Source organism: Pelotomaculum schinkii (assembly GCF_004369205.1).
Taxonomy (GTDB): domain Bacteria; phylum Bacillota; class Desulfotomaculia; order Desulfotomaculales; family Pelotomaculaceae; genus Pelotomaculum_C; species Pelotomaculum_C schinkii.
In genome coordinates this window covers 978,364-1,003,121 of record NZ_QFGA01000002.1, presented here as the reverse complement: position 1 = coordinate 1,003,121, position 24,758 = coordinate 978,364, and the positions used below count along the sequence as shown (strand labels likewise).

The following is a 24,758-nucleotide window of genomic DNA, read 5'->3' as shown; positions in this document are numbered from 1 at the left end:
TTACGCCTCCTTTATGCGCTCAAACAAAAGACAGGCCATGGGACTCAAGGTGATCCACATCTCTTCCGGAGATGTTAGAGCAGCAGGAACTTTGCTTCCCTCTCCCAGCCACTGCTCCTCCGCGGAATCCAGAAGCTTGCGCCAGTTGCCGGCCGGCAGAGGCAGGGAGACGGCGGTCTCCTTATTATGAAAAGAAAAGACAGCGCAGATTTCATCGTCACTGCTCCACCTGCGCAACAAAAGCACCGGTTCATAGCCAACGGCATCAGCTTCCATGTTATTGCCGTTGAGGCCGGACAGGACCGGCAGTTCCCGGCGCAGCCGGAAAAGTTCCTGGTAGAACCGGCGCAGCGCGTGGTGACGGCCCTGCCGGCAAAGGCTATGGTCGAGCCGGGATCTCAGAAAGGTCTCCTTATCCTGGGGGTCGGGGACTCCATTTTCCCAGCCGAAGGAGGCGAACTCCTCCCGCCTTCCTTTGCGCACCGCCTCCACCAGGTCCGGGTCCGAATGGCTGGTGAAATACTGAAAGGGCGCTGTTTCACCGTACTCCTCGCCCATAAACAGCAGGGGTGTAAAGGGAGAGAGGATGAGCACACCGGCGGCCAACTTCAGCCCGTTAAAGGAGACCAGTTGGCTCAGCCTTTCTCCCCGGGCGCGGTTGCCTACCTGGTCGTGATTCTGGGTGAAAACCACGAACTGGGAAGTCTCGCAAAAATGTGCTTGCTGACCGTGCCGCCGCTGCCGGTAGGCGGAATACTGGCCGGTGTAGACATAACCCAGGCGCAAGGCCCGGACCAGGTGCTGAAGCTGCCCAAAGTCACGGTAGTAACCGCTGTGCTCCCCGGTCAACAGGGCATGCAGGGCGTGATGAAAGTCGTCGCTCCACTGGCCGTCCAGGCCGTACCCCCCAACAGCCCTGGGCCGGATCAGGCGGGGATCGTTCAGGTCACTCTCAGCCACCACGTAAACCCGACGGCCCAGTTTATCCCCGGTCCGGTGTAGTGTCGCAGCCAGTTCCTCCAGGAAAGGCAGGGCAGATTTGTCGGTGATGGCATGGACGGCGTCCAGCCGCAGGCCGTCCATGTGGAACTCGGTCAGCCAGTAAAGCGCATTTTCCATGAAAAAGCGCCGTACTTCATCGCTGCCGGGCCCGTCAAAATTAAGCGCCTGTCCCCAGGGGGTAAGATAACGGTCCGTAAAATATGGCCCGAAATCCCTCAGGTAATTTCCTTCGGGACCCAGGTGGTTGTACACCACATCCAGAAAAACCGCCAGTCCGTGCCGGTGGCAGCTGTCCACCAGCCGTTTGAGACCTTCGGGCCCGCCGTATGAGTTCTGCGCCGAAAAGGGGTAAACACCGTCGTAACCCCAGTTGCGGCTGCCCGGGAACTGGGCCACCGGCATGATCTCGACAGCGGTGACCCCCAGTTGACGCAGTCCTTCAAGGTGGGGAATAGCGGACTCAAAGGCGCCCTCCGGGGTAAAAGTTCCCACATGAAGTTCATAGAATACCAAATCCTGTCGGGCCAAACCAACCCAGCGCTGATCCGACCATGCAAAGTCATGAGGGTCCACCACCTGCGAAGGGCCGTGAACACCCTGAGGCTGGTGCCTCGACGCCGGATCAGGACGCTCCTTCTTTCCATCCAGGAGGTAGAAGTAGAGACTGCCAGGCTCGACTCCCGCAACTTCTCCATGATGATAGCCATGTTGACCCCTCGTCAGGGGCGCCAAACGCTCCTGGGGGGACACTATATGTACCGCGACATGCTCGGCCAGGGGCGCCCATACTAAAAACCGGCAGCGGCCGTCTCCCTTATAGATGGCTCCCAGACTAACCTGAGCGGTCATGGTTTCATCTCCTCAGGCCATTGATTTTTTGCAGCTCTTCCAGCACTTCGCGGTTTTGGCTAAACTCCTCCAGGGCCAACCGTGCCTTCCGCCGCCAGTTGGGATAGGCGCCAGTGGCGCCGGGGACGTTCTGTGGTTCTGTCTCCAGCCATAAATCCTCAAGATTGACCAGCAGGACTTCAGCCCGGCTGGCGGCCAGGTGCTCCAGGCAGGCCCTAAAAACTGCCTTTAAATTATTGGTGGGTACCTTGAGACGGCCCCGGTGGTATAGAAAAACCGGCAGGGCGGCCCGGTCAAAGGGTCTTTTCCCTTTGTCCAGCCAGAAAGATGCAAAGGGCGGCATGTCGTGAGTATTAAGGGAAGCCAGGGCGCCGGCCGGGGCGTCGCGAAGAAGCTTTCGCGGTTCCCTGGTGTATTCAAAGGGCAATACATACATGCGATATACATTATGCCTGGCCATAGCCGTACGGACACTGCCGGGTACCAATCCCAGGTCCTCGCCCACCAGCAGCGCCTGGTACCGGTGGGATTCCAGGGCCAGGACGGCGTAGAATTCTTCGGCGTGGTAGCGCACGTAAACCCCTTCGCCGGCCGGCAGCCCCCCGGGCACCCAAAAGAGGCGGTGCAGGCCCATTATATGATCGAGGCGCAGGATACCGGAGTACTGGAGATGATTGCGCAGACCGGCGATGTAGTAGCGGTAACCCTGTACCCGGATTCTTTCCGGGTGCAGGGGAGGCAGCCCCCAGTTTTGCCCCCCGCTGAAAAAAGCGTCCGGCGGGGCGCCGGCGCTGGCTTCCGGCACAAAGGCGGTGCGCTCGCGCCAGACATCGTACCCGTGTCTGTGGACACCCAGGGGGAAATCAAGATACAGGTTTTGTCCGTTTCTTCGGGCCCGGGCCGAGAGATCCCGGAGCTGCCGTTGAGCCAGCCACTGCACATACAGGTGATAGCGCTCAGCCGCGGGGTCATAGTCCCCCTCCCGCAGGATCCCGTCCCGCATCGGGCCGGGCCAATCCGTCCAGCCTGTGCGGCGTTTTTCCGCGGCTGCCCGGAAGCGGGCATAGTCACGGGCTGCGGGGTTTTTTGTCAACCAGCGCTGCAGAGCCTCCTGCCCTCCGGAGTTTGCGGCAAAAAAGGCCTCAGCGCAGTATTCCAGGAGCTTGCGTTTAACTGCCATTGTACGGTGGTAGTCCACCAGGGGCGTAGACCGTAAGCGTGCAAATTCCTCCTGAACTGCCGGGGAATTGAACAGTTCCCGGACCTTTGGGCTGTTTTTAAATTCTTCGGTTTGTTCAACATCAATGTAAAACTCGTTCCAAAACAAGCGGCTGACCGGCTCGTAGGGACTCGGTGAGAAGGGCTGGTCCAGAAAGGCAGCAAGCAATGGCAGAGTACCTACAAAACCTCCTCCCAGATCCCGGACCCAGTTCAGCAGGGCGTCCAGATCGGTGAAGTCCCCGGCGCCCGGACTTCGGGAGGAGTGGAGGGCATAGAGCGGCAGAAAGCACCCCCATACGCGGTGTCCTGTCATACTGGAGGAGGCTAAGGTGAAGGCCCGGCGAGGGGCGCAGATAATTAAAACCTCGTGCCGGCGGGCCGGCAGGTCCAGCGTTAGCCGGTGGTAGCCCCAGGGAAGCCCGGAGGGTAGGGAGAGCCGCCTTACTTCATAATCCATCCCTTCAACCGAAGCTGACTTCAACAGCTGCAGGTCGCCGGGACGGCAAACCCAGCGCGCTGCACCGCCGTTTCCCAACTCCATCCGGCAATCGGCAATGTGTTCCCGCCATGATAAAGGCAGGCGCAGTTCCAGGTGAACCGGTTTTTTATCCCACGACACGGCCACCGGTTCACTTAAACGGTCCCACTGTTCCCGAATTCTTTCACGGAGCGCCCCCGGCAAACCGGACAGGCACATAAGCGGCGCGCCCAGTGCACGCAGCGCCGCCAGCAGCGAGTCCGGCGTGGCCAGCCGGCGGTGTCCATCTATATCCGGGTAACCTGTCTCTATTCCGTATAAACGGCAAAGGCGGTGAAGCAAGCGAATTTCTTTTCCCGACACCATAATCAATCCCTACCGAGCTTTAAGTTATTGCGATAAGCCATTAGAATAGCATTATGGAATTAGCAGGGATTTACAAATCCCTTTTTTGTATTCTTACCTCTAATCCTAAAATATTATCTCCCGCATGTAGTCCCTGTATAATAATTTTTATAACACCTGCCGACGTTACTGAAAGTTGAAGGTGAACTTGTTTATGGTAACCGTTTTTTTAGTTTATATGTTTATATTTTTGCGTTATAATTCAGTCAATACTTATTTATAAGGAGAGGTCAGGATGGGGATCAATGATATAGCCCGTCAGGTCAAGGAAGCTTCCATTAAGCTGGCTGCAATGGAAGCGGAGCACAAGAACAGGGCTTTGGCGCAGATAGCCAGGTCTTTAACTGAACGCGAGAACGAAATTGTCAAAGCCAACCAGGAGGATTTGAAGCGGAGCGTAAAGGAAAACCTTCCGGAGCCTCTGTTAAAAAGGCTGAAGTTCGATCAATCAAAGATAGCGGATGGCGTTGACGGGATCAACAGCCTGATTAAGTTGGAGGATCCTGTCGGCAAGACGCTGCTTTCGACCGGGCTGGACGATGGTCTGGAATTATATAAAGTTACTTGTCCGATTGGGGTAATCGGAGTGATTTTCGAGTCCAGGCCCGATGCCCTGGTGCAGATTTCTACCCTCTGCCTGAAAAGCGGCAACTGTGTGCTGCTTAAAGGCGGCTCCGAGGCCATGGCGACCAACCGGATCCTGGCAGACGTCATTACGAAAGCAACTGAAGAAGCAGGAGTCCCCGCCAACTGGCTCAAGCTTATGGAGACCAGGGCGGAAGTCAGCGAAATGTTGAAGCTGGATGAATATATCGACCTGATTATACCCAGAGGCTCAAATGATTTTGTCAGATATATAATGGATAATTCGAGGATACCGGTAATGGGTCATGCGGACGGCATATGTCACTGTTATGTCGATGAAGCTGCCGGGCTGGATATGGCGGTTAACATTGTGGTTGATTCAAAAACCCAGTATGTGGCCGTATGCAACGCGACGGAAACCCTGCTGGTGCATGAAAAGGCTGCCGCCGGATTTCTGCCCTTATTGAAAGATGCTCTAGAACAAAAACAGGTGGTGATAACCGGCTGTCCCAGGACACAAAAAATTATTCCTGTGGCTCCGGCCACAGAACAGGACTGGAAGACGGAGTACCTGGACTACAAGCTGTCGATTAAAGTGGTAGATGATGTTGATGAAGCGATCAACCATATTAATTATTACGGCTCCGGCCACACTGACAGCATCATTACGGAAAGCGAGGAAAATGCGGCTCGCTTCATGGCCCTGGTTGACTCGGGGAATGTTTTTTGGAATTGCTCCACCCGCTTTAGCGACGGTTTCCGCTACGGTTTTGGCGCTGAAGTGGGAATAAGCACAAGTAAAATTCATGCCAGGGGTCCGGTAGGTCTGGAAGGGCTGGTTATTTATAAATATAAGTTAATAGGCAAAGGTCATGTTGTAGCGGATTACTCTAACAGAGTAAAAACATTCAAGCATAACAAATTGGATAAAAAATTCCCTTTATAAATTAATAACCTGGGGTTAGCTAAATTTTTGTTATAATCGGCTGTTAGATATGTATTGGTTGACATCAAAAGGACGTTGCACTGACACTTTTCGACGTCAACAATTGGTAAACTGACACTTTTGCATTCTTGTACAACCACTCTCCAGTAATATACTTTTATCATCTTTCGGCAGAACCCCCACTTCCAAAGTGGGGGATGAATGCCGGTTACCGCCCCGGAACATATGTTTCAATCGCTGGCATTTTGTGGTACAATGAAAGTGTGACGTAGAGTGCGTGCAAAGGAACACGTTCAGGCGCAATAAGAAAAATCTTAAGCAGAAACGTCATTGTCGCGGATTAAACCAAAAGATGAGCCAATGGCCATTCGGGTTGTTGCTGGCTTATCTTACATATAAGCTGGCTGCTCTTGGTATCGACCTGATCAAGATCGATGAGAGTTACACTACGCAGACATGCCCTGTCTGTGGTCGGAAGAAAAAGCCTTCCGGCAGGACGTATCAGTGTCATTGCGGGTACATATGCCATCGGGATGTGCATGGCGCAAGGAATATCTACGCCAAGCACAAATATGGCGAGATTCGCACACTGGATTGGAGTGTCGAAAACATCAAGTATCTACGGCCTGCTTCGTGAGAAGTAGAAAGTAGTAGAAGCCTGGAACCGGGCCCGATGGGAGGCAAAAGCCGTTTGTACCATTGTTGTCGGGAGAATCGGCAGGAAGGAAAGCATCCTTTGTGGATGAGGCTACCTGAACAGGTTGCTGCCAGAAATTCTTACCGGTAAGCTCCCTGAAGCCCCCACTTCTACAAGCGGGAGAGGTTCACAAGGGGTTTTCGCCAGCCATTATTTTGTTCATTGTCCGCACGGCGCACATCTTGCCACACATGGTACAGGAGTCGTGGTTCTCAGGCATGGACTCCGACCGGTAAAGTCTGGCCTTCTCCGGGTCCAAAGCAAGTTCAAACATCCTCGTCCAGTCCAAGCGTCGCCTCGCATCGCTCATCTCGTCATCCCATTTCCTGGCCCCTGGCACCCCTTTGGCAATGTCGGCAGCATGAGCAGCAATCCTTGAGGCGATAATGCCCTCCTTCATATCATCCAAAGTGGGCAGGCGCAGGTGTTCAGCCGGAGTTACATAGCAGAGGAAATCCGCACCATGGGCTGCTGCCAAAGCCCCCCCAATAGCGCTGGTAATGTGGTCATAACCGGGAGCAATGTCGGTAACCAGCGGCCCCAGCACGTAAAATGGGGCGCCGTGGCACAGCTTCTTTTCGAGCAGCATATTCGTAACAATTTCGTTTAAGGCCATATGGCCGGGCCCTTCGATCATCACCTGGACATCCCTTTCCCAGGCCCGCCTGGTCAATTCCCCCATGTTGATTAACTCCTGGATTTGTAAGGCATCAACGGCATCCCTAAGGCTGCCAGGGCGGCAGGCATCACCCAGACTGATGGTGACATCATAATGCCGGCATAGATCCAATAGATCGTCGTAAAACTCGTAAAAAGGATTCTCCTGGTCATTCATCGCCATCCAGGCGAAAAGGAGGGAACCGCCCCTGGAAACTATGTTGGTAAGCCTCGGGTTTTTCTTTAACCTGGCCACAGCCTCCCGGTTGACCCCGGCGTGGATAGTCATAAAATCCACCCCGTCGCGCGCGTGTTTCTCCACTACTCCCAGGAACTCCCTGGCGGAAATATTTTTAAGTTCCCGTTCATAAAAGCCCACAGCATCGTAAATGGGCACGGTGCCAATCGCAGCGGGTGAAATCTCAACCAACCGCCGCCTGAATTCCCCGGTCTTGCCGTAACAGCTCAGATCCATTATGGCGTCCGCCTGCAGCTTTATAGCCCACCTCACCTTTTCCAACTCGGCTTCGATATCGCAGCAGTCCTTCGAAACCCCCAGGTTGACATTAATTTTCGTCTTAAGGCCCTGGCCAATGCCGCACGGATCCAGGGATGTATGGTTTTTATTAGCGGGAATCACCACCCGGCCCTGCCCGATCAGTTCCCGTAGGACATCTGGACTCACCTGCTCCTTATATGCTACCGCCTCCATCTCCTTCGTGATTATTCCCTTACGGGCTGCTTCCATTTGTGTCGCATAGTTCAAGTGTTAAACCTGGTTTCTGAAAGCTAAACAAATCTGATTTATACAGGATAATCCAGATTTCATTAGATTTCTCTCCCGCCGACTAACGGGAGGCAGTGTCACAGGATTCAACTGCTTAGCTATGGACTTTCGCCCATATTCCGAGTGGCTCGCCTTGCGCTCACCGCCTGGCCCAGGGATGGCCAGTACTGCCCGGAGGGGGTGTTACCCACCGCCTGGTCGTTACTTGCGGCAACAGCCTTTCGCTGCGTGTACTGTGCCGCACCGCAAACTTCATGGCCAAGAGGGTTTACCTTAGCTCACCAGTTGTTTCCTGTAATGATGCCAGGAAACCAGGCTTTTCACCTCCTGTTTGGTATGTTTTTTAACAGCAGCAATTGCTGCTTTCTTGATTACGCTCCACTGCTTCCAGTTGGTTAACAACGTGAAGCTCTCTTTTTTCTTGACGTACTTTTGCTCCAATTGTTTAGGTATCTTTTCGTTACTGAATCCTAAGCCGCGCCTGGCTATTACGTAAGCTGCCGCCTCATGATTCGAGATCCCGTGCTGCTGTTGATATTTCAGAATACCAATGACCGAGGTGAACGGCGGCGGCACTTTTGCCAGGTGTATTCCCTCGCGGGCGGCTTTGCGTTCTACTGCCTGCAGGAATTTCGACCACATAAAACCGTTGATTATCCGGTTAAACTTGGCTGTTACGGACTTGTCGTTTTTAAACTCCAGGTTCTCTACGGCGAGGACGCAGTTTAACCGTTTTGCCAAATCTACCACCATGGCTGCAGCCTCGCCGATCAGCTTATTCCGCCGGTTGCTCCGTGCATATGTCCATTCTCCCTGCGGTATCCAAAGGCTTTCTTTGAATTGCCCTAGGTAGTCTGCATGGGTTATGCCCAGACCATCGGGGTTGGTATCCACTCCGATAACCCCGTTATAGGCTGTGTATTGTACCGGCGCTTCTTCTTCAATGGTGACGTGAATGTAATAACAGCCGTTCTTCCGGATAATTTCCACCTGGTAGGCGCTGCCTGTTATTAAATAGTCTATAACCATCTGCCGGTAGTTGAGCCCGTTGATCAGCCCTGTCTTCTTGGAAGGCTTATAGGCCAGATAGACCGGGACTGTGATTCGGTTGTAACGGATAGACTTTTTTGTCTCGACCGGCTCTGCTGCTATATCCAGGTAGATGATACCGTCTTTGGCATATAGCCGGGTGTTCAGGTTGCCGCCCTTGGTCTTATCACCCCTGGAAAGATAACGGTTGCTCCGGGCGTCCTGCCACGTATCAAGGGTAATGTTGCCTTTGCATCTCTGATGGAAGAGTCTCTTCCCGCCGAATACCACCGACGGAAATGTGCCGGCATCAAGGTGCTTCTGCCAAAATGCCAGTTTCCTTTCTTCTTTGTCCAGTCGCTTTTGCAGGTTGTCTTTCTTTCTGGGGGACCTGGCTTTTTCCAGACGCTTTCGGGTGAATTCCACTTTCTTTGTAGCATTGGCATGGTTTAGCTTTACCAGCTCTTTTTGTGATGAAATAGTTGCCTGGGCATCGTGCACCGTGTCGTTGGCCTGGCGGGAATTTAGGTTGAATTTACTTTGTACGGCCAAGCGTATGTCCTGGGTTTTCCAACCATCCAAAAGCCTTTTAAAGCCCCACCTTACGGCGGCGCAATAGCGTCCCATGAGGTTGTCGAGGAAGGTTTTTTGAACTTCCGTGAGCTGGAGAATGACGCCCCTAACCGTGGTTTTCACAGGCAGTCACCTCCTGCTCAATAAGCCAGGTCAGCTTTTTTGCCACTCTCCAGCCACGCTTACCGTATATCCTGGCGGAAAAACTAGAAGTCATTATTTGTGATTCCTTGTACCGCCTATGGCCGCCAGGTGTAAGCAGTGGTTTTAATTTCCCTTCTCTTTCCCAGCAATGCAACGTATGAGGCCATACATTTAATAACTTTGCTAGCTGGTGAGATGTTAACAGCTTTTCCATTGACACCACCTCTTACCATCACCCTAACAGAAACACTTGTTCGGTGTCAATGGTTTATTGGTTTATTTTTACTTTTGTTTAATTAATCTGTAGCTGCTTCACACCTCCTTGTATGAAAGTAACTTAACAAACAAAAAGCCCACCCGTTAGGGTAGGCCTCTGATATGCTGCTACTGCTCCAAAAATAACAGCTTCTGCTTCCCTACGCTGGTATTACCCAGATCAGGTTCAGAGGGTCGAGATTCCTCTCTCTCAGCCACAAGGCGCCCCTAGCTCATTATTCAATTGTATATAAATTATATCAAATCTGACAACTACTGTCAACAGCTACTCAGCTGGTCTATGACAAGTATTTACAGCGGTATTCCGTGGATGCAATGAACGTTTAATAAGTCTATAGCCGCTTTATTATTCGGTGGATCAAATTTTATACGTAAAAGCAAAGATTCAACCTTAAATGGTTACGATTTTACATTTATTGTTTCCATTTAATTGGTAGAAATGGATTAAGAATGCAATCTATAGATGTTATCTATGATATGTCCTAATATATTAAATTTTAAGAATTAGACTAGTATATATGCATACTTTAAAATTATAAGTAGAGGTGCAGACTTAATATGATAAGACAAAGCCATTGTTTAAGAAGGATAAGGATGTAATGAATGAGTTTATTGCTTATTTTTGTGTTTCTCAAGAAGAATTTATGTTGCAAACCTTTCTGAAAGAAAAACTTGATACGTTGAGGAAAATGATCGTAGCCGGAAAGAAGCTTACAGATCCTCGGTTGTTTGACCAGCTTTAAGGTATTTGTCGCGGTGAAATCCATATTATAACATTAAGAAAACAAAGGGGGTTATTTAATATAGTAATAAAATAAATTATTGCTATCTGAGCTGTAACAAGAATTGCTGTTGATGAAATGCTGCGTATAAGAGGAGGATGATACTTCATGAGAAAATACAAGTTTGAAGCGCCGCAGTCGTTTGAAGAGCTTTTTGAGATTATGCACAGAGCCAATTTCGAGAAGGACGAAATAAAGTTCGTGGCAGGGGGAACGGATTTTGTTCCCCGGCTTAATTTTGAACTGAATATGATCCCAAGCGAACAAAAACAGCCCCTGCAAATCATGTATTTGGGATGCCTTGGCATAGATTCCATTATTGAAAAGGACGGAATAATCTCTATAGGTGCTTGCTGCAAACTGAACGATATAATGAAAAATCCTGTTATTTGTGAAAAACTTCCCGTTCTGGTTGAAACAATTAGTCAAATGGCGGGGCTTACAATTAGAAATACTGGAACGATCGGTGGAAACATTATGAATGCCTCTCCGGCTAATGATAGCATCCCAACCTTTATAGTACTGGATGCAAACTTCATTTTAAAGTCGGAAAAAAAAGAGAGAACAGTAAAAGCTTCAGAATTTTTCACAGGGCCGGGAAAGACTGTCGCCAAACCGGATGAAGTTCTTACAAGGATTGAAATCAATTTGAAAAAAGGACATGCTTCCTTTAAAAAGCTTGGAAGAAGGCAGGCTGAAACGCTTTCTGTTGTTAATGCGGCAGCCTATGTGGAGCAGGAGAATAGTGTATGTAAAACCGTGCGCGTGGCAGTTGGATCTGTGGGGCCTACCGTAATTCGTTGTGAGCGGGTTGAAGTTGCTCTGCGCGGGAAAAAGCTTACGGAAGATGTAATTAAAACTGCCAGCTTAAAAGTGCTGAATGAAATCAATCCCATCGATGACCTCAGAGCAAGTGCATGGTACCGGAATAAAACTGCACCGGTAATGGTTTCCCGCGCGATCAAAGCGGCAGCAGGAATAAGGGGGGAGTAGCCAATGTCAGAGATTCTAAATTTATATGTGAACGGTACAAAAATGCAAGCGATTGCAAAGCCTGAATCGACGCTTCTGGAAGTTTTAAGAGACGAACTGCATCTGGTTAGTCCTAAATGTGGTTGTAACCATGGAGATTGCGGAGCTTGTACGGTAATTCTTGATGGAAAAGCGGTAAAGTCTTGCACTGTTCTGGCGCTTACGGCAGAAGGGAAAAAAGTTGTAACAGTTGAGGGTCTCAGTAATGGCTCCGAACTTCACCCGGTTCAGCAGGCATTTATCAAATATGGCGCTCCACAATGTGGTTATTGCACGCCTGGTATGGTAATGGCGACAGTTGCGTTCCTATTGGATAATCCGACTCCAAAGGAAGAGGAAATCAAGGATGCCTTAAGTGGAAATCTTTGCAGATGCGGTGGATATAAGGAGTATGTTAAAGCTGTTTCGGCTGTAGTAAGCGGAGAATTCGGCCGCCTCCCGGAAGGAAGTGAGATAAATGCTTAATTATGTTGGCAAAAGCATTCCTAAATATGATGTTATGGGGCATGTAACCGGAAAAACAGTGTACCCGAGCGATGTTAAAATGCCTGGAATGCTTATATGCAAAACATTGCGTTCTCCTTACAAGAGGGCCAGGATTCATTCAATTGATATTTCAGAGGCGCTCAAGGTAAAAGGTGTTCATGCAGTTATTACTAAAGATGATGTTCCGTACAACAAATTTGCCATGTACCCGGATCAGGATGTTCTAGCTGAGGAAATGGTAAGGTTCAAGGGGCAGAATATAGCAGCGGTTGCAGCCGATGACAAAGCTACCGCTTTGGAAGCGTTGAGCAAAATAAAGCTGGACATAGAAGAGCTTCCTGCTGTAGTTGATCCGCGTGAAGCTATGAAAGAGGGAGCGCCTTTAGTACGTCCGGAAGGAAACCGCTACCTGTTTGATGGTAAATATCCGACCAGAAAAATTAGAAAGGGAAATATTGAAGAGGGTTTTGCTGAAGCGGATTTCATTGTAGAAGGAAGTTATAGGACGACATCCCAGGAACATGCGCCTTTGGAAACCTGCAGTTCACTTGCATATATTGACGGCACAGGCAGACTTGTTATTCATTCAAAATCTCAGGGTCTGTTTTTTACCCAGTGGGATTTGGCAAATGTATTTCAAATTCCACTGAGCAAATTGAAGCTTGTTGGCGGTACCATTGGCGGTGGATTCGGCGGTATGCTCAGCATTCATACCGACCATATCGCGGGTTTATTGGCTTTAAAGACCAGAAGACCTGTGAAATTTGCGTTCACCCGTGAAGATGAAATGCTTCACAGCTCAGTTCGTAATCCGTGGTTCTTCAAGTATAAGGATGGAATTCGTAAAGATGGTGTCATTACCGTACGCCAGGTAGAACTTATTCATGACTGCGGTGGGTATTCCGAGATGGGGATGTATGTTTTGGAAAAGAGTGTGAATTATATAGCGGGTCCAAATAAAATCAAGAATGTATGGGTTGACGGTACACTGGTTTATACAAACAAAATGCCCAGCGGCGCTATGAGGGGGTTCGGAGTAAATGTTGGGCAGTTTGCGGAACAACTTCAGACCGAAAAGCTCGCCAGGACGGTCGGGATCAGTCCCTTTGATATTCGCTTTGTTAATTCATTTAAGGAAGGGGACCTGGCGCATGCCCAAAATCCACTTGTAGCTGTTTCAGGCATCGAAGTTCTGCAAAAAGTGGCGAAAATGGCAGGTGTAGAACTTCCTGAAAAATATCTTGCCATGAGCTCTAAAGACTCTGGGGAAGGGGGAGTCCGTAATGATTAAAAAAGGAAGAGGGTTAGCATCTGTTTTCTATCCCACAGGTTTTAATGGTGGAGGGGATGCCGAAACCGTTTCCATGCGGGTTAAAAGGGATGGTTGTATTGACATTACCAATACTATTTCCGATCTGGGTCAAGGTCTAAAAATGGTGACGATACAAATTGCCGCAGAAACTCTGGGAATTGGCCTGGAAAACTTTACGCACGATAATACGAACACGGACACTTGTTCCTATAGTATAGGCGCAGCCGGAAGCCGGTCAACCTACACAGTAGGAAATGCAACAATTGATGCGGGAAAAAAACTCATAGAATTATTAAAGTCTTATGGGGCCGGTATGCTGCATTGCGATGTTTCAGAAGTGCAGTATGAAAAGGGCAAAGTGTTTAAAGAAAGCGATCCCTCACAGGCTGTAACATTGAAAGACATTGGAGGAGATGCCAACCCTAGTGGTGTACCGCTGATTGTTGCAGGAGGCTTTCGCCCCCCGGTTGCGCCGTACGATCCGGAAACAGGCAAGGGGCTTCCAAGCCGTACCGTGGGATGGGGTGCGACTGTTGCAGATGTCGAAGTTGACGATGAGACAGGTATTGTAAAAGTAGAAAATTTATATACCTGCTATGATATTGGGACGGTAATTAATCGTCTGTCGGCTCAAGGACAGGTTGATGGCGGTGACATCATGGGTATAGGTATGGCCCTGTTCGAAGACCTTACTCCGAATTACCCGGAGAGCATTGATATGCAAACATCCAATTATACTGACTATATCATACCGACTTTTATGGATATGCCCAAACATAGTGAAGTACAGTTTCATGAGAGCTATGATCCATACGGGCCATATGGGGCCAAAGGACTTGGTGAGATGGTTAACAATACACAACCTGCTGCCATTGTTAACGCGATTTATGATGCAGTTGGTGTTTTGGTGGAATCAATTCCGGCTACTCCGGAAAAGATTTTACGTTTATTAGAGGAAAAAGGGAAATAAGAGTATTCTCACCGGAATACTGAAACAGGCCATAATACGGATAATAAAGGGTAAAACACGCCGGCTTTGTTAGGCAGATTTAGGAGATTTCTATCTCTTTGTGTTACCCGAAATGTGTAGTGACTATAAGTGACAGCAAGCCGTACCAAGGGAAGCTTCACTTTGAAAAGAGATGATGTAAAAAAGATAACGACGAAAATAAGTTACGTAAAGCATCCATGGTAAGTTAAGGCAATGTTGATTTAGTAAAAAAGGAGGATGTCATATGATTTACACCGCGGACAAATTAGGTAAATACAAAGGTGCGGATGTCGTTGCTGAGTATATGTTAAAAGAAAAAATTCCTTATATGATTGGATATGCCGGACATGGGGCGATCGGCCTTTTAGATTCTTTTTATGACAAACAAGATCAGATCAAAATAGTTTGGCCCCGTATAGAAACGGCAGCGGGATTTATGGCTGATGCTTATTACCGTCTTACAAAAGTGCCGCTTCCCGTTTATGTTTCAACTGGACCTGGTCCAGCACTTTCAACATGTGCCGTGGCTAACGCATATTATGATTCTTCCGCGTTTTTGCTGATTACCGGAGAAGTGACCACCGATCAATTTGACACTGGTGCCCTGCAGGAACCCTATCGTCAACACCCGGCAGATTTTCCCTCAGTAGTAAGAAATTATGTGAAACAAAGTTATCAGGCTACTACTGTAAAACAGATTTCAGCATTTCTTCCGAAGGCGTTTAAATTGATGCAAACCGGCAGACCTGGTCCAGTTCATCTGGAAGTTCCATACGATGTTTACCAGACAGAAGGTGAAACAGTAGTTCCGGATCCTGAAAACTGGGCGGACTCCGTTTCCTGGCGTCATGGTACAGAACCTCATGTTATTACAGCCATCCTTAAGAAATTAAAGGAAGCAAAAAGACCTTTGATTTTGGCTGGAGGCGGTGTCCACGTATCGGAAGCCAGAGATGAACTGCTAAAATTTGCAGAATGTATGAATATTCCTGTCTATACTTCCCTCATGGGTAAGGGCGCTATGGCGGAAAGCCATCCGCTTCATTTAGGCGTTTGTGGTTGCTGGGGGCATTATCCCGCTGTTGAAGCTGCCCGCAATGCCGATGTAATTCTGGTTCTGGGGTGCAGGTTCTCCGATTTGCATACTGCTTCCTGGCAGCCTGGTTTTGCTTACAACATCCCGGCTACCAAACTGATCCAGATTGATATTGATGCTTCCGAAATCGCCAGAAACTATCCGGTCGATATGGGAGTTGTAGGTGATATCAAGACCGTTCTTGGTCAGTTAATTGAAAAAGCTAAGGAACTTAATGAGCCTGGTAAATATGATGTTTGGTTTAAAGAATTAAATGGATACAAGAAGCAATGGGATGATTTTGTAACACCGTTTAAAACTTGTGATGACAAACCCATTGATCCAAGACGGTTGATTTACGATATTCGCAAGGTTGCACCGAAGGATGCCATCATGTTCTCAGATGTAGGAAACAACCAGCCTTGGATTGAGGAGTTCTGGGGTTCTGAAGTCCCGGGAACCCACTTTACGGCCGGTGGATTTGCTGCTATGGGATTTGGCGTTTGTGGTGTTCTCGGTGCTAAATTAGCCAGACCTGAAACAACATGTATTAATGTTTGTGGTGATGGCGGCTTCTTAATGATGCCTCATGCTGTAGCAACCGCTGTTCAATATAATCTACCTGCTGTCTGGATTATTATGAACAACTATGCCATCGGCGCAATTCGTGACTTGCAGAGATTCTACTTTGGCGGACGTCAGATTGGCACCAACTTCGAAACCTATGAAGGCACAAAATATCACGATGGTGAACTTTGGAACCCGGATTTCGCAGCAATGGCTAAGTCCATGGGTGGCGAAGGCGTGCGCGTAGAAAATCCCGGAGACATTGCTCCTGCAGTGGAAGCAGCAATCAAGAGCCAGAAGCCCACTGTCATTGATGTGATCATTAACCGGGATATTCCAGTTCCTCTTACCAGTACGTGGCAAATGCCTCCTATTCCTCCCGCATTGCCTACTTTTGGCAAGATTAAAATACGCTAAGTCTGTGAAAGCAGGGACGGTTAGATTCTTTCTGACCGTCCCGTTTTAAAAAACCAGAGGTCATATGGATGTGGATTGAATTTTAAAGATTATAAATAGGAGAAAAATGATGGTTTCTGCAATAACTTTAGTAAATTACCTGAAGAAACGAAACCCTTACCCTTGCCTGAATGTTCTTGAATCGGCCGTCGTTTGCTGCCGGAGAAGCGGGACGAGCATGATACCTGCCCCTCTTTTGAAAGATATAGCTTCCTTGCATGGTAAGGAGGCGACGGAAAAGGAAATAAAAAACCTTGAAGAAATGGTAATTCTTGAACGAACAGAAGAAGGGATTTCTCTTAATAATGAAGTGTTGCCTCTGGTGTCTGATCTCATTAGGCAACTGAAAAAAAACTTAAAGCTGGCTCTAGCCGATAAAGAGCAAACAGCTGGTATATTTCTGAAGGAATTGGTTGCCTATCTAAAACAAAAAGTTTCCGGCTTAGTCGTGGCTGAAGCGATAGATGGAGCAGAGTATCTTTTAGTATGGTCGGGGAAAAAGTACCGGTTGCAATTGGCTTTTTCTCCTGCATGGTTGCCGGCTGCGGCAGAAGAAGCTGCAGCGGAAAACAGCTATGTAGCTATTTTAGGGCCTTTTGCAGCTCAAAATTGGCTAAAAATGTTTCGTTACTATGAATATCCTGAGTTTAGAAACTATACAGCTTACTTTGACCCCTGGTGTTGTCAAAAAATGAATATTAGTAAAGGAGAACTTTTCACTTACATTGATTGGTTTTTCCGGGACAATTATGGACTAAAGTTCTTTATTCCGGATGAGTTTATCAGAGGACTGCAAAATATAGGACTTCTACGTTACAATGACGAGAGATAAGAATTGCCAGGCTCTTTAGAAAAATTCCTTATCTGCTGTTATTACAAAAATTTAGTAGGAGGAAAGATATAAATGCAAGATACTGTAAATGTCTCGCAAAGTCAATCTGGGACACCGCAAAGATGGCAGGTTTTAGCGGCTACATTTCTTTCCTATTTTTATGATAGTTATGACTTGATTATTCTGTCCATTGCGATGCCCGTCATCATCAACGTACTTGGGATTTCATTGTCCCAAGGGGGCTTATTGTCTTCTGTAAGTATGATCGGCGCCATGGTAGGCAGTATTGTACTGGGAGTAGTTGCTGAAAATAAAGGGAGAAAATTCGCCATAATCTTGAGTTTAGTATGGTTTGGAATTGCAACATTCCCTGTTATCTTTATTACGCACTTTGGTAGTTGGATGGTATTAAGGTTTTTTACAGGTTTTGGTATTGGGGGCGTCTGGGGGCCTGCAGTCGCACTATTAACTAAACACTGGAATGCAGAATACCGTGCAAGAGCAAACTCTTTCATGTTAAGTACATTTGCACTCGGAGGAATTGCCGCGGCAATTCTAGGAAGATTTTCTTTAAGTGTAGACTGGCGGATTCTTTTCCTGGTGGGTTCAACATCGATTCTTGTGGCTATTTATTGTTATTTTGCAATCCCGGCTGACGAAACTGATGAACTAAATGCTGAAAAAAACGTAGTAAAAGAAAAAATTGGCGTTGGTGTTCTTTTCAAAGGAGGGATTGCAAAAATCACCATTTTGGCAACCTTGTTGAATGTAGCCAATATGGGAGGTTACTGGGGTGTTAGTTCATGGGTTCCAACTTATTTAAAGACAGTTAGAGGATTAAGCGTTGAGAGAATGGCAAATTTCACAATTGTCATGTACATTGGAATGTTTATAGGTTATCAAGCGTGGTCTTCTCTAGCTGATAAAATTGGTAGAAAAAAAGTTATGGCGATTTGCTTTTTGTTTGATATGGTCTCCGTTATTATGTATCTGATATTACCCAACGAAGTACTATTTTGGTGGGGCGCTGTGGTCGGTTTTGGTTTCGGTGGTGTGTTTGGCGTTATGGGCGCTTATTATGGTGAATTGTTCCCGGAAAGATTTCGTGCACTGGCTGGAGGATTCTGCTTCAATATAGGAAGATTGGGTTCGGTTTTAGCTCCTTTTACAGTGGGTCTTATAGGGCAGTATTATGGTTTGAAAGTTGGGTTGGAAATTACGCCGGCGGTGTTTGCATTGGGGTTAATAGCCGTAGCCCTTTTGCCGGAAACCATGCAAAAGAAAGTGTTGCAAGAAAAAGAAAGTATTGCATGAGAAAGAAAGTGTTGGTTCAAGTAATGAATATCAACCAAGTTTTCCTATCTAAAATAGCCTTGAATACTTCACCGTACATAACCTTATTAGTGAAATTGAGAACATATTTTAGTTGTCCAAAAACAATAATATAAAGATATCCGATAGGCTGGCTAAAAGGGACCCAGGGCGAATATGCTAAGCTTTGCATCCCCCCTCTTATGCAAAGTATCCGTTATGCAAAGCAAACTTGGAAATTATTCATAAATGCCGGATAATACTCCAGTTGCTTTGCATTAACCCCCTGGGAATCTAAAGTAGGAAAGTAATGAGGAGGGCACTGCCGCATCTGGCTTAAACCGATCTCACTATTAGAGTGAGTGGCTAACTGGGTGTGGTAAAATTAGCAGATGGGGTCTGTTTAAACCGTCGCAAGTATATTTTGATATTTATGTTATGTGTAATTAGGGTTCGTAAAGATTAAGGTGGAGATTTTCCTGCATAAACTGCTGGAAAATCTCCACCTTTACTATAATAACAAACTAGTTAACCGAACACTATCAGGTTATTTGACTTGTTCATTATCTGGGTAATAAGACCAGTTTAACCTATTCACACGAAACTTTTTGTTCATGCAATTATTAAGAATATAATTTTTGAATCGCTCAACAGGCAATGTTAGGTGACGATTTTTTATATAGCCAAGATAAATCAGTCTTGTAACCAAAGGATTACTAATTGGACGAATTTTAATATGAAAGCTATTGAAAGTCGGGCTATATGGAACAATGGCTATGCCAATACTGGCTGCAACCAACCCAGCCATAGAGGTTTCATCTTCTACCTCACAGCAAACCTCGGGAACCATATTAACCATTGAAAAAAGACGGTTAATCTCTTGTTTTAACCCATTTTTTGCTGCGTAATGTATTAACTGATAGGGTTTTGTATCCTCTAAATCAATCGTGGATTTACCAGCAAGAGGACAATCATATGGTAGAAGGGCAACGAATTCTTGCTCATATATAGGAATAAACTCTACGTTCAGATCTTTATGTTTTAAAGAAACAAAAATCAGATCGAATTTTTCATCCTTCAAACCGTTGATTAAATCAGAAGTACAGTCTTCCTTCGTAGTCCCGCCTTCATGTAAAAAAATTTTTATATTCTTATGCTCATTAACTTTTAAAAAGTTGGTGATTAAGTTGGGTATGAAATGAGAGCTAATTGTATAGGTAAATCCTATACTAATTATACCGTTTGTATCGCTAGACATTTCTTTAATTTTTTTAGTGCCCTCTTCCACCTCCCTTAATGCATTTTCCACATATGGCAAAAATAACTTCCCATGTTTTGTTAATACAACATTACGACCTTGCTTTTTAAATAATGGAACTCCTAGCTCACTTTCTAAAGCTGAAATTGCATGACTAAGACTGGGTTGGGTTAAGGAAAGCTTTTCGGCAGCTTTTGTGTAGTGCTCTAGCTTAGCTAGAGTTCTGAAATAGTAAAGCTGGTAAAGATTCATTTTGCTCACCCTTTAGCATGAAATTCAGTCTAAATTAAGTATATCAAAATCTATAGATATTGCCCATATAATCAACTGAAATAACCAAGGGGCATGCATATAGCGAATATAAAGAGTTTTATCCATAGATATTATCTATAAATACGTCCATATTAATCCATATAAACCATATAAATTACTATGGGTTATATTAAAATATAGATATTAACTATGAAATAGCCCGAAACATCTCAATAACATGCATTAGAAAAATATGCATAGATATATTATTATTAACTCAACTTTCTAAGAACAAAAGTTAAACTCGTCTCTTTAAGAAGAGGTAAAAATCCATGAAATTATCTTTTAAACCGGTTCAATATGTTTGCAGTTGTTATGAAAAGTTTAACAACAAGCATTTTAAGAATATTAGATTACAGGGAAGGGATATGGTTAAAGAATGAATTTGTTACTGACGGCCGGTCACATTGCCGGGATTGTAATTACGCTTTTAGCAATCATCGCAATCGGAATATACGCCGGTAGTATGGTTAAATCCCCAAAGGATTTTTCCCTTGGTGGAGGCCGGGTTAATGAGGCAGTGGTGGCGGGGACGATTATGGGTACTATGGTCGGTGGTTCCTCTACTATAGGTACGGCACAGTTGGCTTTCAATTTTGGTTTTTGCGCCTGGTGGTTCACCCTGGGTGGAGGTATTGCTTGCGCCGTGCTTGGGCTTGGCTTAGCCTGGAAGTTATATGATAGAAATATAGAAACAATGCCCCAGTACCTTGTTAGTGTATATGGCCATCGTATTGGTCCAATTTCAAGTATTTTATCTTCCGCCGGTATTTTTCTGAATATTGTTGCGCAAGGACTTTCGGCAGTAGCGCTGCTTACTGCTATGTTGCAAATTAATCCGAGCTTGGCTGCCTTGATAAGTGTGTTATTGGTACTAGCTTATGTATTTTTCGGTGGAGTTTGGGGTGCGGGACTAGTTGGAGTGGCAAAATTGGGTTTACTTTACCTGGCTACCATTGTCTGTGGTGTATTTGCTTATAAAATGGTAGGTGGTTGGGCCGGGTTAACAGCTCATTTCCCAATATACCCCTGGTTTTCACTGTTTGGCCGTAGTTTCAACCAGGATTTTGCGGCGGGGTTTTCACTACTGGTAGGAGTACTCTCTACCCAAACTTATATTCAGGCTGTTCTTTCCGCCAAGAGCCTTGCTAAAGCCCGTACTGGAGCATTAATTTCTGCTTTTATGATTCCCCCGCTTGGTATAGGAGGCATATTGGTTGGTTTATTTATGCGGGCTAATTTTCCAAATACACCATCCGAACAAGTCTTGCCTATCTTTGTTATGAATTATCTGTCTCCTTTTTTAGCAGGGGTAGTCTTGGCAACATTATTAGTTGCTATTATAGGTACCTGGGCAGGTTTAACACTTGGTGTCTCCACCATGCTTACCAAGGATATCTATAAACGGTTTATTCGAGTTCATGCTGGTGACCAAGAGGTATTGAAAGTACAACGTATATTAATCTTTGTTATAAGTGTTCTTGCAATCTTTTTTGTTGCCGGCAGTTTAAAGTCTATGATAATGGGTTGGAGCTTTTTATCCATGGGTCTCAGAGGTTGCGCTGTGCTTTTCCCATTGCTGGGGGCGGCGTTCTTCCCCCATCATGTAACGCCGCCGGCTGGAATCGCAGCTGCACTGATAGGCCCACTGGTGGACCTAATATGGCACTTCGCTTTTCCAAAAGGGCTGGACCCTCTATATGTAGGCCTGTTAGCCAGCTTCTTGGCAATTTTACTAATAAGTATGTTTTCAAAACGTAACAAAATTGAATCCACAAGCCCACACGGCTTATAATAAAGATTTTAACTAGAACTTCAAGAAATTTGTTTCAGCGAATTTAAGAGGTGATGGATAAGATGGATGATGATTTAGCTATTTTTTTAAGGAAAAAGAAACAGTTGCAGAAAGAAGGAAAAGAAAAGGTAATTGCTATTAAAGAACTATGTCCTTTGGTAATAAAAGCATTCTTTGAACGTCTTGAAGATTGGCTTTCAGATTTAATTGAAGAAAAAATAATATCAACGTCGTATGAGGTTTTAACAATAAATAAAAAAAATTTGGTTAACTATAAATCCAAGATATTTAAGCTGAAAACAGGTGAGTATGAAATTGATTTCATACCAAAAGAAAGGTTTGCTGTGGGGACAACCGGAAAAATCGAAATGAAAACAAATAAATGCAATATATGTTTTATTAGGGATATTGATGGAATTTGGAAACAAGTTATTTCCAAATCACCTTTGAGTTTAGAAATTTTGACAAGATCTCATTTTAGGGAGTTATTGAAATCTGTCTTAAGTCTGTAAACTAAACTATAATCGTTGTGGTTTAGTAGAGTCTCTGAAAAAACCTCAAAGGAAAAAAGCAAGTATCTGTCGAATAATTAAATAGGACTATTTAAATCCCCACCCGGCCTGCATGGTGGGGATTATTGACGCTCACAGCCATCTAAGTATACATGATTGGGGTTTCACCGAACTTGTGTGTTTTTTTGGTGATTAACATTTCTGCCTATTTAAGGTTAAGCCCCTTTTAGTGTAATATATGTATTAGATACTTAGTTACATCTTTTTCATATCTATTAGGTTTTTTCACCTGGCAACTCTGGCAACAAGGCGCCGAGTAATCAAGTTTCAATAATGCCAAACCATTGATCAAGTGTTTTTGTAATCTTTTGATTAAATACTTAATAGGGAGGATTTGACGTGGATGTAAAGTTTGCCCATACGAATATCGTTGCAAAAGATTGGCAAAAGCTAGCTCAGTTTTATATTAATGTTTTTGGGTGTGAACCCGTATATCCAGAACGGGATTTTGGCGGGGCATGGTTCGATCAGATTACAAACTTAAAAAGTGCCCGCGTAAGGGGTGTGCATTTACGCTTACCTGGATATGTGGATGGTCCGACTTTGGAAATATTTACCTATAACAAGCAAATTGAAAGAAATGAGGCAACTTCTATTAATAAACCAGGGTTTGCCCATATAGCTTTCCTGGTCGAGGATATCAGGTTGATCTGCGATAAACTATTAAAAAACGGTGGCAGCATGTTAGGTGAGATTGCTAAAATAAAAATATCGGGTGTCGGTGTTTTGACTATTGCTTATGCAAGGGATCCCGAAGGGAACATTGTAGAAGTGCAAAATTGGAATTAATTTAATAATTTTATTATTGGGTACAGCTACTCAGTGTGGAAATGCTGATGAATGCCATTAAATACCAAGGTCATCTAGGATGCGTTCTACTGGTCTGCAATCGTTGTTTTGTGTTTCGCTTGATGTTGCTGCAGCAATTGCATCTGGGGGACTTGTTTAATAAAAGATCTTTTTGAAATCAACAACCAGAGTACTCCGCAAGTCAGCCCGACAATGAGATTCAAGATACCCAGGGCTAAAATGATGTTGCTCCAGTCATAAGAAATCAGAAGCATCCCGACACTGCCCATCAAAAGGCTGACGCAGCTCATCAGGGCTGAAGCTGAACCGGTATCTTCCTGCTGCTGCTCCAGCATCAGGTTGGTGCCGGGAGGACGCACGCAATTGGAAGCTATGGTTGAAGGTATCAGGGTGACAGCAAATAGCCAGGGACCGAGATTACCCAGGCTGCCAATTAGTGCTCCGCTCATGGCTACCACTGCAAAACAGGTTATAATGATAGAACCGCGGTTGAATCGCCTGGACAAAATCAGGTATAGCATCGGACTAAGCAGTAAAAACACTGCATTCAGGGCAAAAAAGTAGCTGTATGTCTGTTCACTCAGACCAAATCCATCAATATAGATGTAGGATGATGAGGCCAAGTAAGCAAATGTGGGTATACCGGCCAAAGCAAACACACTGAGCAGGGAAGAAAAGCCAGGATTCTTGAGCACAACTCCCAGCCGGCCCATAGTCTGTCCTATCGTTCCGGTGTAACGCTTCCCTATAGTTTCCTCCAGAGCAAGGGCGCCCGCCAGGGCCAAAATGCCGATACCGGTAAGAGTCCAGAATATACCCCGCCATGAAATGAATTTCAATAGAATCGCTCCTAGAACCGGGGCGGTTATTGGACATATCATGGTCATTGACTGAACCAAGGCCAGAATGGATTCCCGCTTTTTACCATCATAAGTATCCTTAACCATAGCCATTGCAACAGAAGCGGCAGCTCCACCGCCAATTGCTTGAAATACCCGGAATATTATCAGTTGGTATACGTTTACAACACATGCGCTAAATAAGCTTGCCAATATATATACAGTCAAACCGGTGAGCAAAACAGGCTTACGCCCGTACTTATCACTTAACGGTCCCCAGAATAACATTCCGGCGCTGAAAAAGATAAAAAATAGTATTAAAGTGAGGTTGACCAGGTTTATAGGGGCTTTAAAATACACCGCCATACCAGGTAAGGCGGGAAGATAAAGGTCCGTAGACAGTGGTATAAAGGCGCTTAAGAATGTTATAAGCGCTATCAGGCCCTTTTGCCCGAGGTATTTTTGTCTTTTGTTCATATCAACTTCAGCGCTTGTTTTTTGCATTTTTATCTCCACCTTAGAATAGTTAGCAATTATATATATTAGGCTACTCTAATATATAGTTGTTTTTATTTAATTTCAAGCACTCAGTCGGTAAATATTGCACATTAAGAAGAAAAGGCGTCCGTAAATTGCCGGGATGAATACCTTTAGGGAATAGGAACAAATTAATTTACAC

Annotated in this window: 20 protein-coding genes and 1 riboswitch; of the genes, 13 read left to right on the top strand and 7 right to left on the bottom strand. The window is 45.8% G+C overall.

The window, feature by feature from the left end:
- Both treZ and malQ read right to left on the bottom strand, forming a co-directional pair.
- A complete protein-coding gene (gene treZ / locus Psch_RS15570) occupies positions 1-1,851 on the bottom strand; it encodes a malto-oligosyltrehalose trehalohydrolase (protein WP_190258727.1) in 1,851 nt (616 codons plus the stop codon).
- 4 nt (positions 1,852-1,855) lie between these two features.
- Positions 1,856-3,916 carry a 4-alpha-glucanotransferase gene (malQ, locus tag Psch_RS15565; RefSeq protein WP_190258726.1) on the bottom strand — a complete coding sequence of 687 codons (2,061 nt, stop codon included), beginning with the start codon at positions 3,914-3,916 and terminating at the stop codon, positions 1,856-1,858.
- A gap of 274 nt (positions 3,917-4,190) precedes the next feature.
- Here malQ and Psch_RS15560 point away from each other — a divergent pair, with 274 nt between their 5' ends.
- The gene (locus tag Psch_RS15560) at positions 4,191-5,486 is read left to right on the top strand and encodes a glutamate-5-semialdehyde dehydrogenase (RefSeq protein ID WP_134219860.1); all 1,296 of its coding nucleotides are present in this window, start codon (positions 4,191-4,193) and stop codon (positions 5,484-5,486) included.
- 352 nt (positions 5,487-5,838) lie between these two features.
- Positions 5,839-6,123, top strand: coding sequence for a zinc ribbon domain-containing protein (locus tag Psch_RS15555; RefSeq protein WP_134219859.1), 285 nt, complete (start codon positions 5,839-5,841; stop codon positions 6,121-6,123).
- Positions 6,124-6,310: 187 nt separating this feature from the next.
- Here the strand turns inward: Psch_RS15555 and thiC are convergent, their stop codons facing one another.
- From thiC to Psch_RS15540, 3 genes are all read right to left on the bottom strand, one after another.
- On the bottom strand, positions 6,311-7,606 hold the full coding sequence (thiC, locus tag Psch_RS15550) for a phosphomethylpyrimidine synthase ThiC (protein WP_134219858.1): 1,296 nt from the start codon (positions 7,604-7,606) through the stop codon (positions 6,311-6,313).
- Positions 7,607-7,900: 294 nt separating this feature from the next.
- Entirely contained in the window at positions 7,901-9,352 is a 1,452-nt protein-coding gene (locus Psch_RS15545) for an IS200/IS605 family accessory protein TnpB-related protein (protein ID WP_134219857.1), read from the bottom strand.
- On the bottom strand, positions 9,336-9,587 hold the full coding sequence (locus tag Psch_RS15540) for a MerR family DNA-binding transcriptional regulator (RefSeq protein WP_134219856.1): 252 nt from the start codon (positions 9,585-9,587) through the stop codon (positions 9,336-9,338). The genes Psch_RS15545 and Psch_RS15540 overlap by 17 nt, the downstream gene beginning before the upstream one ends.
- 182 nt (positions 9,588-9,769) lie before the next feature.
- Positions 9,770-9,868: riboswitch (TPP riboswitch) on the bottom strand.
- 380 nt (positions 9,869-10,248) lie between these two features.
- Between Psch_RS15540 and Psch_RS15535 the strand changes: the two genes are divergently transcribed.
- The 8 genes from Psch_RS15535 (at position 10,249) to Psch_RS15500 (ending at position 18,496) form a co-directional block, all read left to right on the top strand.
- A complete protein-coding gene (locus Psch_RS15535) occupies positions 10,249-10,392 on the top strand; it encodes a hypothetical protein (protein WP_190258725.1) in 144 nt (47 codons plus the stop codon).
- 147 nt (positions 10,393-10,539) lie between these two features.
- Entirely contained in the window at positions 10,540-11,424 is an 885-nt protein-coding gene (locus Psch_RS15530; RefSeq protein WP_190258724.1) for an FAD binding domain-containing protein, read from the top strand.
- Between the two features lie 3 nt (positions 11,425-11,427).
- Complete coding sequence (locus Psch_RS15525; RefSeq protein ID WP_134219835.1) at positions 11,428-11,928, top strand: (2Fe-2S)-binding protein; 501 nt, start codon at positions 11,428-11,430, stop codon at positions 11,926-11,928.
- Positions 11,921-13,240: a xanthine dehydrogenase family protein molybdopterin-binding subunit gene (locus tag Psch_RS21470; protein WP_190258723.1), complete on the top strand. Its 1,320-nt coding sequence runs from the start codon at positions 11,921-11,923 to the stop codon at positions 13,238-13,240. Before Psch_RS15525 ends, Psch_RS21470 begins: the two co-directional genes overlap by 8 nt.
- Positions 13,233-14,231 carry a xanthine dehydrogenase family protein molybdopterin-binding subunit gene (locus tag Psch_RS21465; protein ID WP_190258722.1) on the top strand — a complete coding sequence of 333 codons (999 nt, stop codon included), beginning with the start codon at positions 13,233-13,235 and terminating at the stop codon, positions 14,229-14,231. The genes Psch_RS21470 and Psch_RS21465 overlap by 8 nt, the downstream gene beginning before the upstream one ends.
- Positions 14,232-14,496: 265 nt before the next feature.
- Positions 14,497-16,311 carry a thiamine pyrophosphate-binding protein gene (locus Psch_RS15510; RefSeq protein ID WP_190258721.1) on the top strand — a complete coding sequence of 605 codons (1,815 nt, stop codon included), beginning with the start codon at positions 14,497-14,499 and terminating at the stop codon, positions 16,309-16,311.
- Between the two features lie 217 nt (positions 16,312-16,528).
- Positions 16,529-17,182: a hypothetical protein gene (locus Psch_RS15505; protein WP_190258720.1), complete on the top strand. Its 654-nt coding sequence runs from the start codon at positions 16,529-16,531 to the stop codon at positions 17,180-17,182.
- A gap of 72 nt (positions 17,183-17,254) precedes the next feature.
- Positions 17,255-18,496, top strand: a complete 1,242-nt coding sequence (locus Psch_RS15500) for an MFS transporter (protein WP_190258719.1) — start codon at positions 17,255-17,257, stop codon at positions 18,494-18,496.
- A 544-nt stretch (positions 18,497-19,040) separates the two neighbouring features.
- On the opposite strand, the gene Psch_RS15495 is transcribed toward Psch_RS15500, so the two are convergent.
- Entirely contained in the window at positions 19,041-20,003 is a 963-nt protein-coding gene (locus tag Psch_RS15495) for a LysR substrate-binding domain-containing protein (protein WP_190258718.1), read from the bottom strand.
- Positions 20,004-20,442: 439 nt separating this feature from the next.
- Here Psch_RS15495 and Psch_RS15490 point away from each other — a divergent pair, with 439 nt between their 5' ends.
- The 3 genes from Psch_RS15490 (at position 20,443) to Psch_RS15480 (ending at position 23,219) form a co-directional block, all read left to right on the top strand.
- Entirely contained in the window at positions 20,443-21,858 is a 1,416-nt protein-coding gene (locus Psch_RS15490; RefSeq protein WP_190258717.1) for a sodium:solute symporter family protein, read from the top strand.
- A 62-nt stretch (positions 21,859-21,920) separates the two neighbouring features.
- Positions 21,921-22,370, top strand: a complete 450-nt coding sequence (locus tag Psch_RS15485) for a hypothetical protein (protein WP_190258716.1) — start codon at positions 21,921-21,923, stop codon at positions 22,368-22,370.
- Between the two features lie 399 nt (positions 22,371-22,769).
- Positions 22,770-23,219, top strand: coding sequence for a VOC family protein (locus Psch_RS15480; protein ID WP_190258715.1), 450 nt, complete (start codon positions 22,770-22,772; stop codon positions 23,217-23,219).
- Positions 23,220-23,305: 86 nt separating this feature from the next.
- On the opposite strand, the gene Psch_RS15475 is transcribed toward Psch_RS15480, so the two are convergent.
- Entirely contained in the window at positions 23,306-24,583 is a 1,278-nt protein-coding gene (locus Psch_RS15475) for a Bcr/CflA family efflux MFS transporter (RefSeq protein ID WP_190258714.1), read from the bottom strand.
- Positions 24,584-24,758 lie beyond the last annotated feature (175 nt).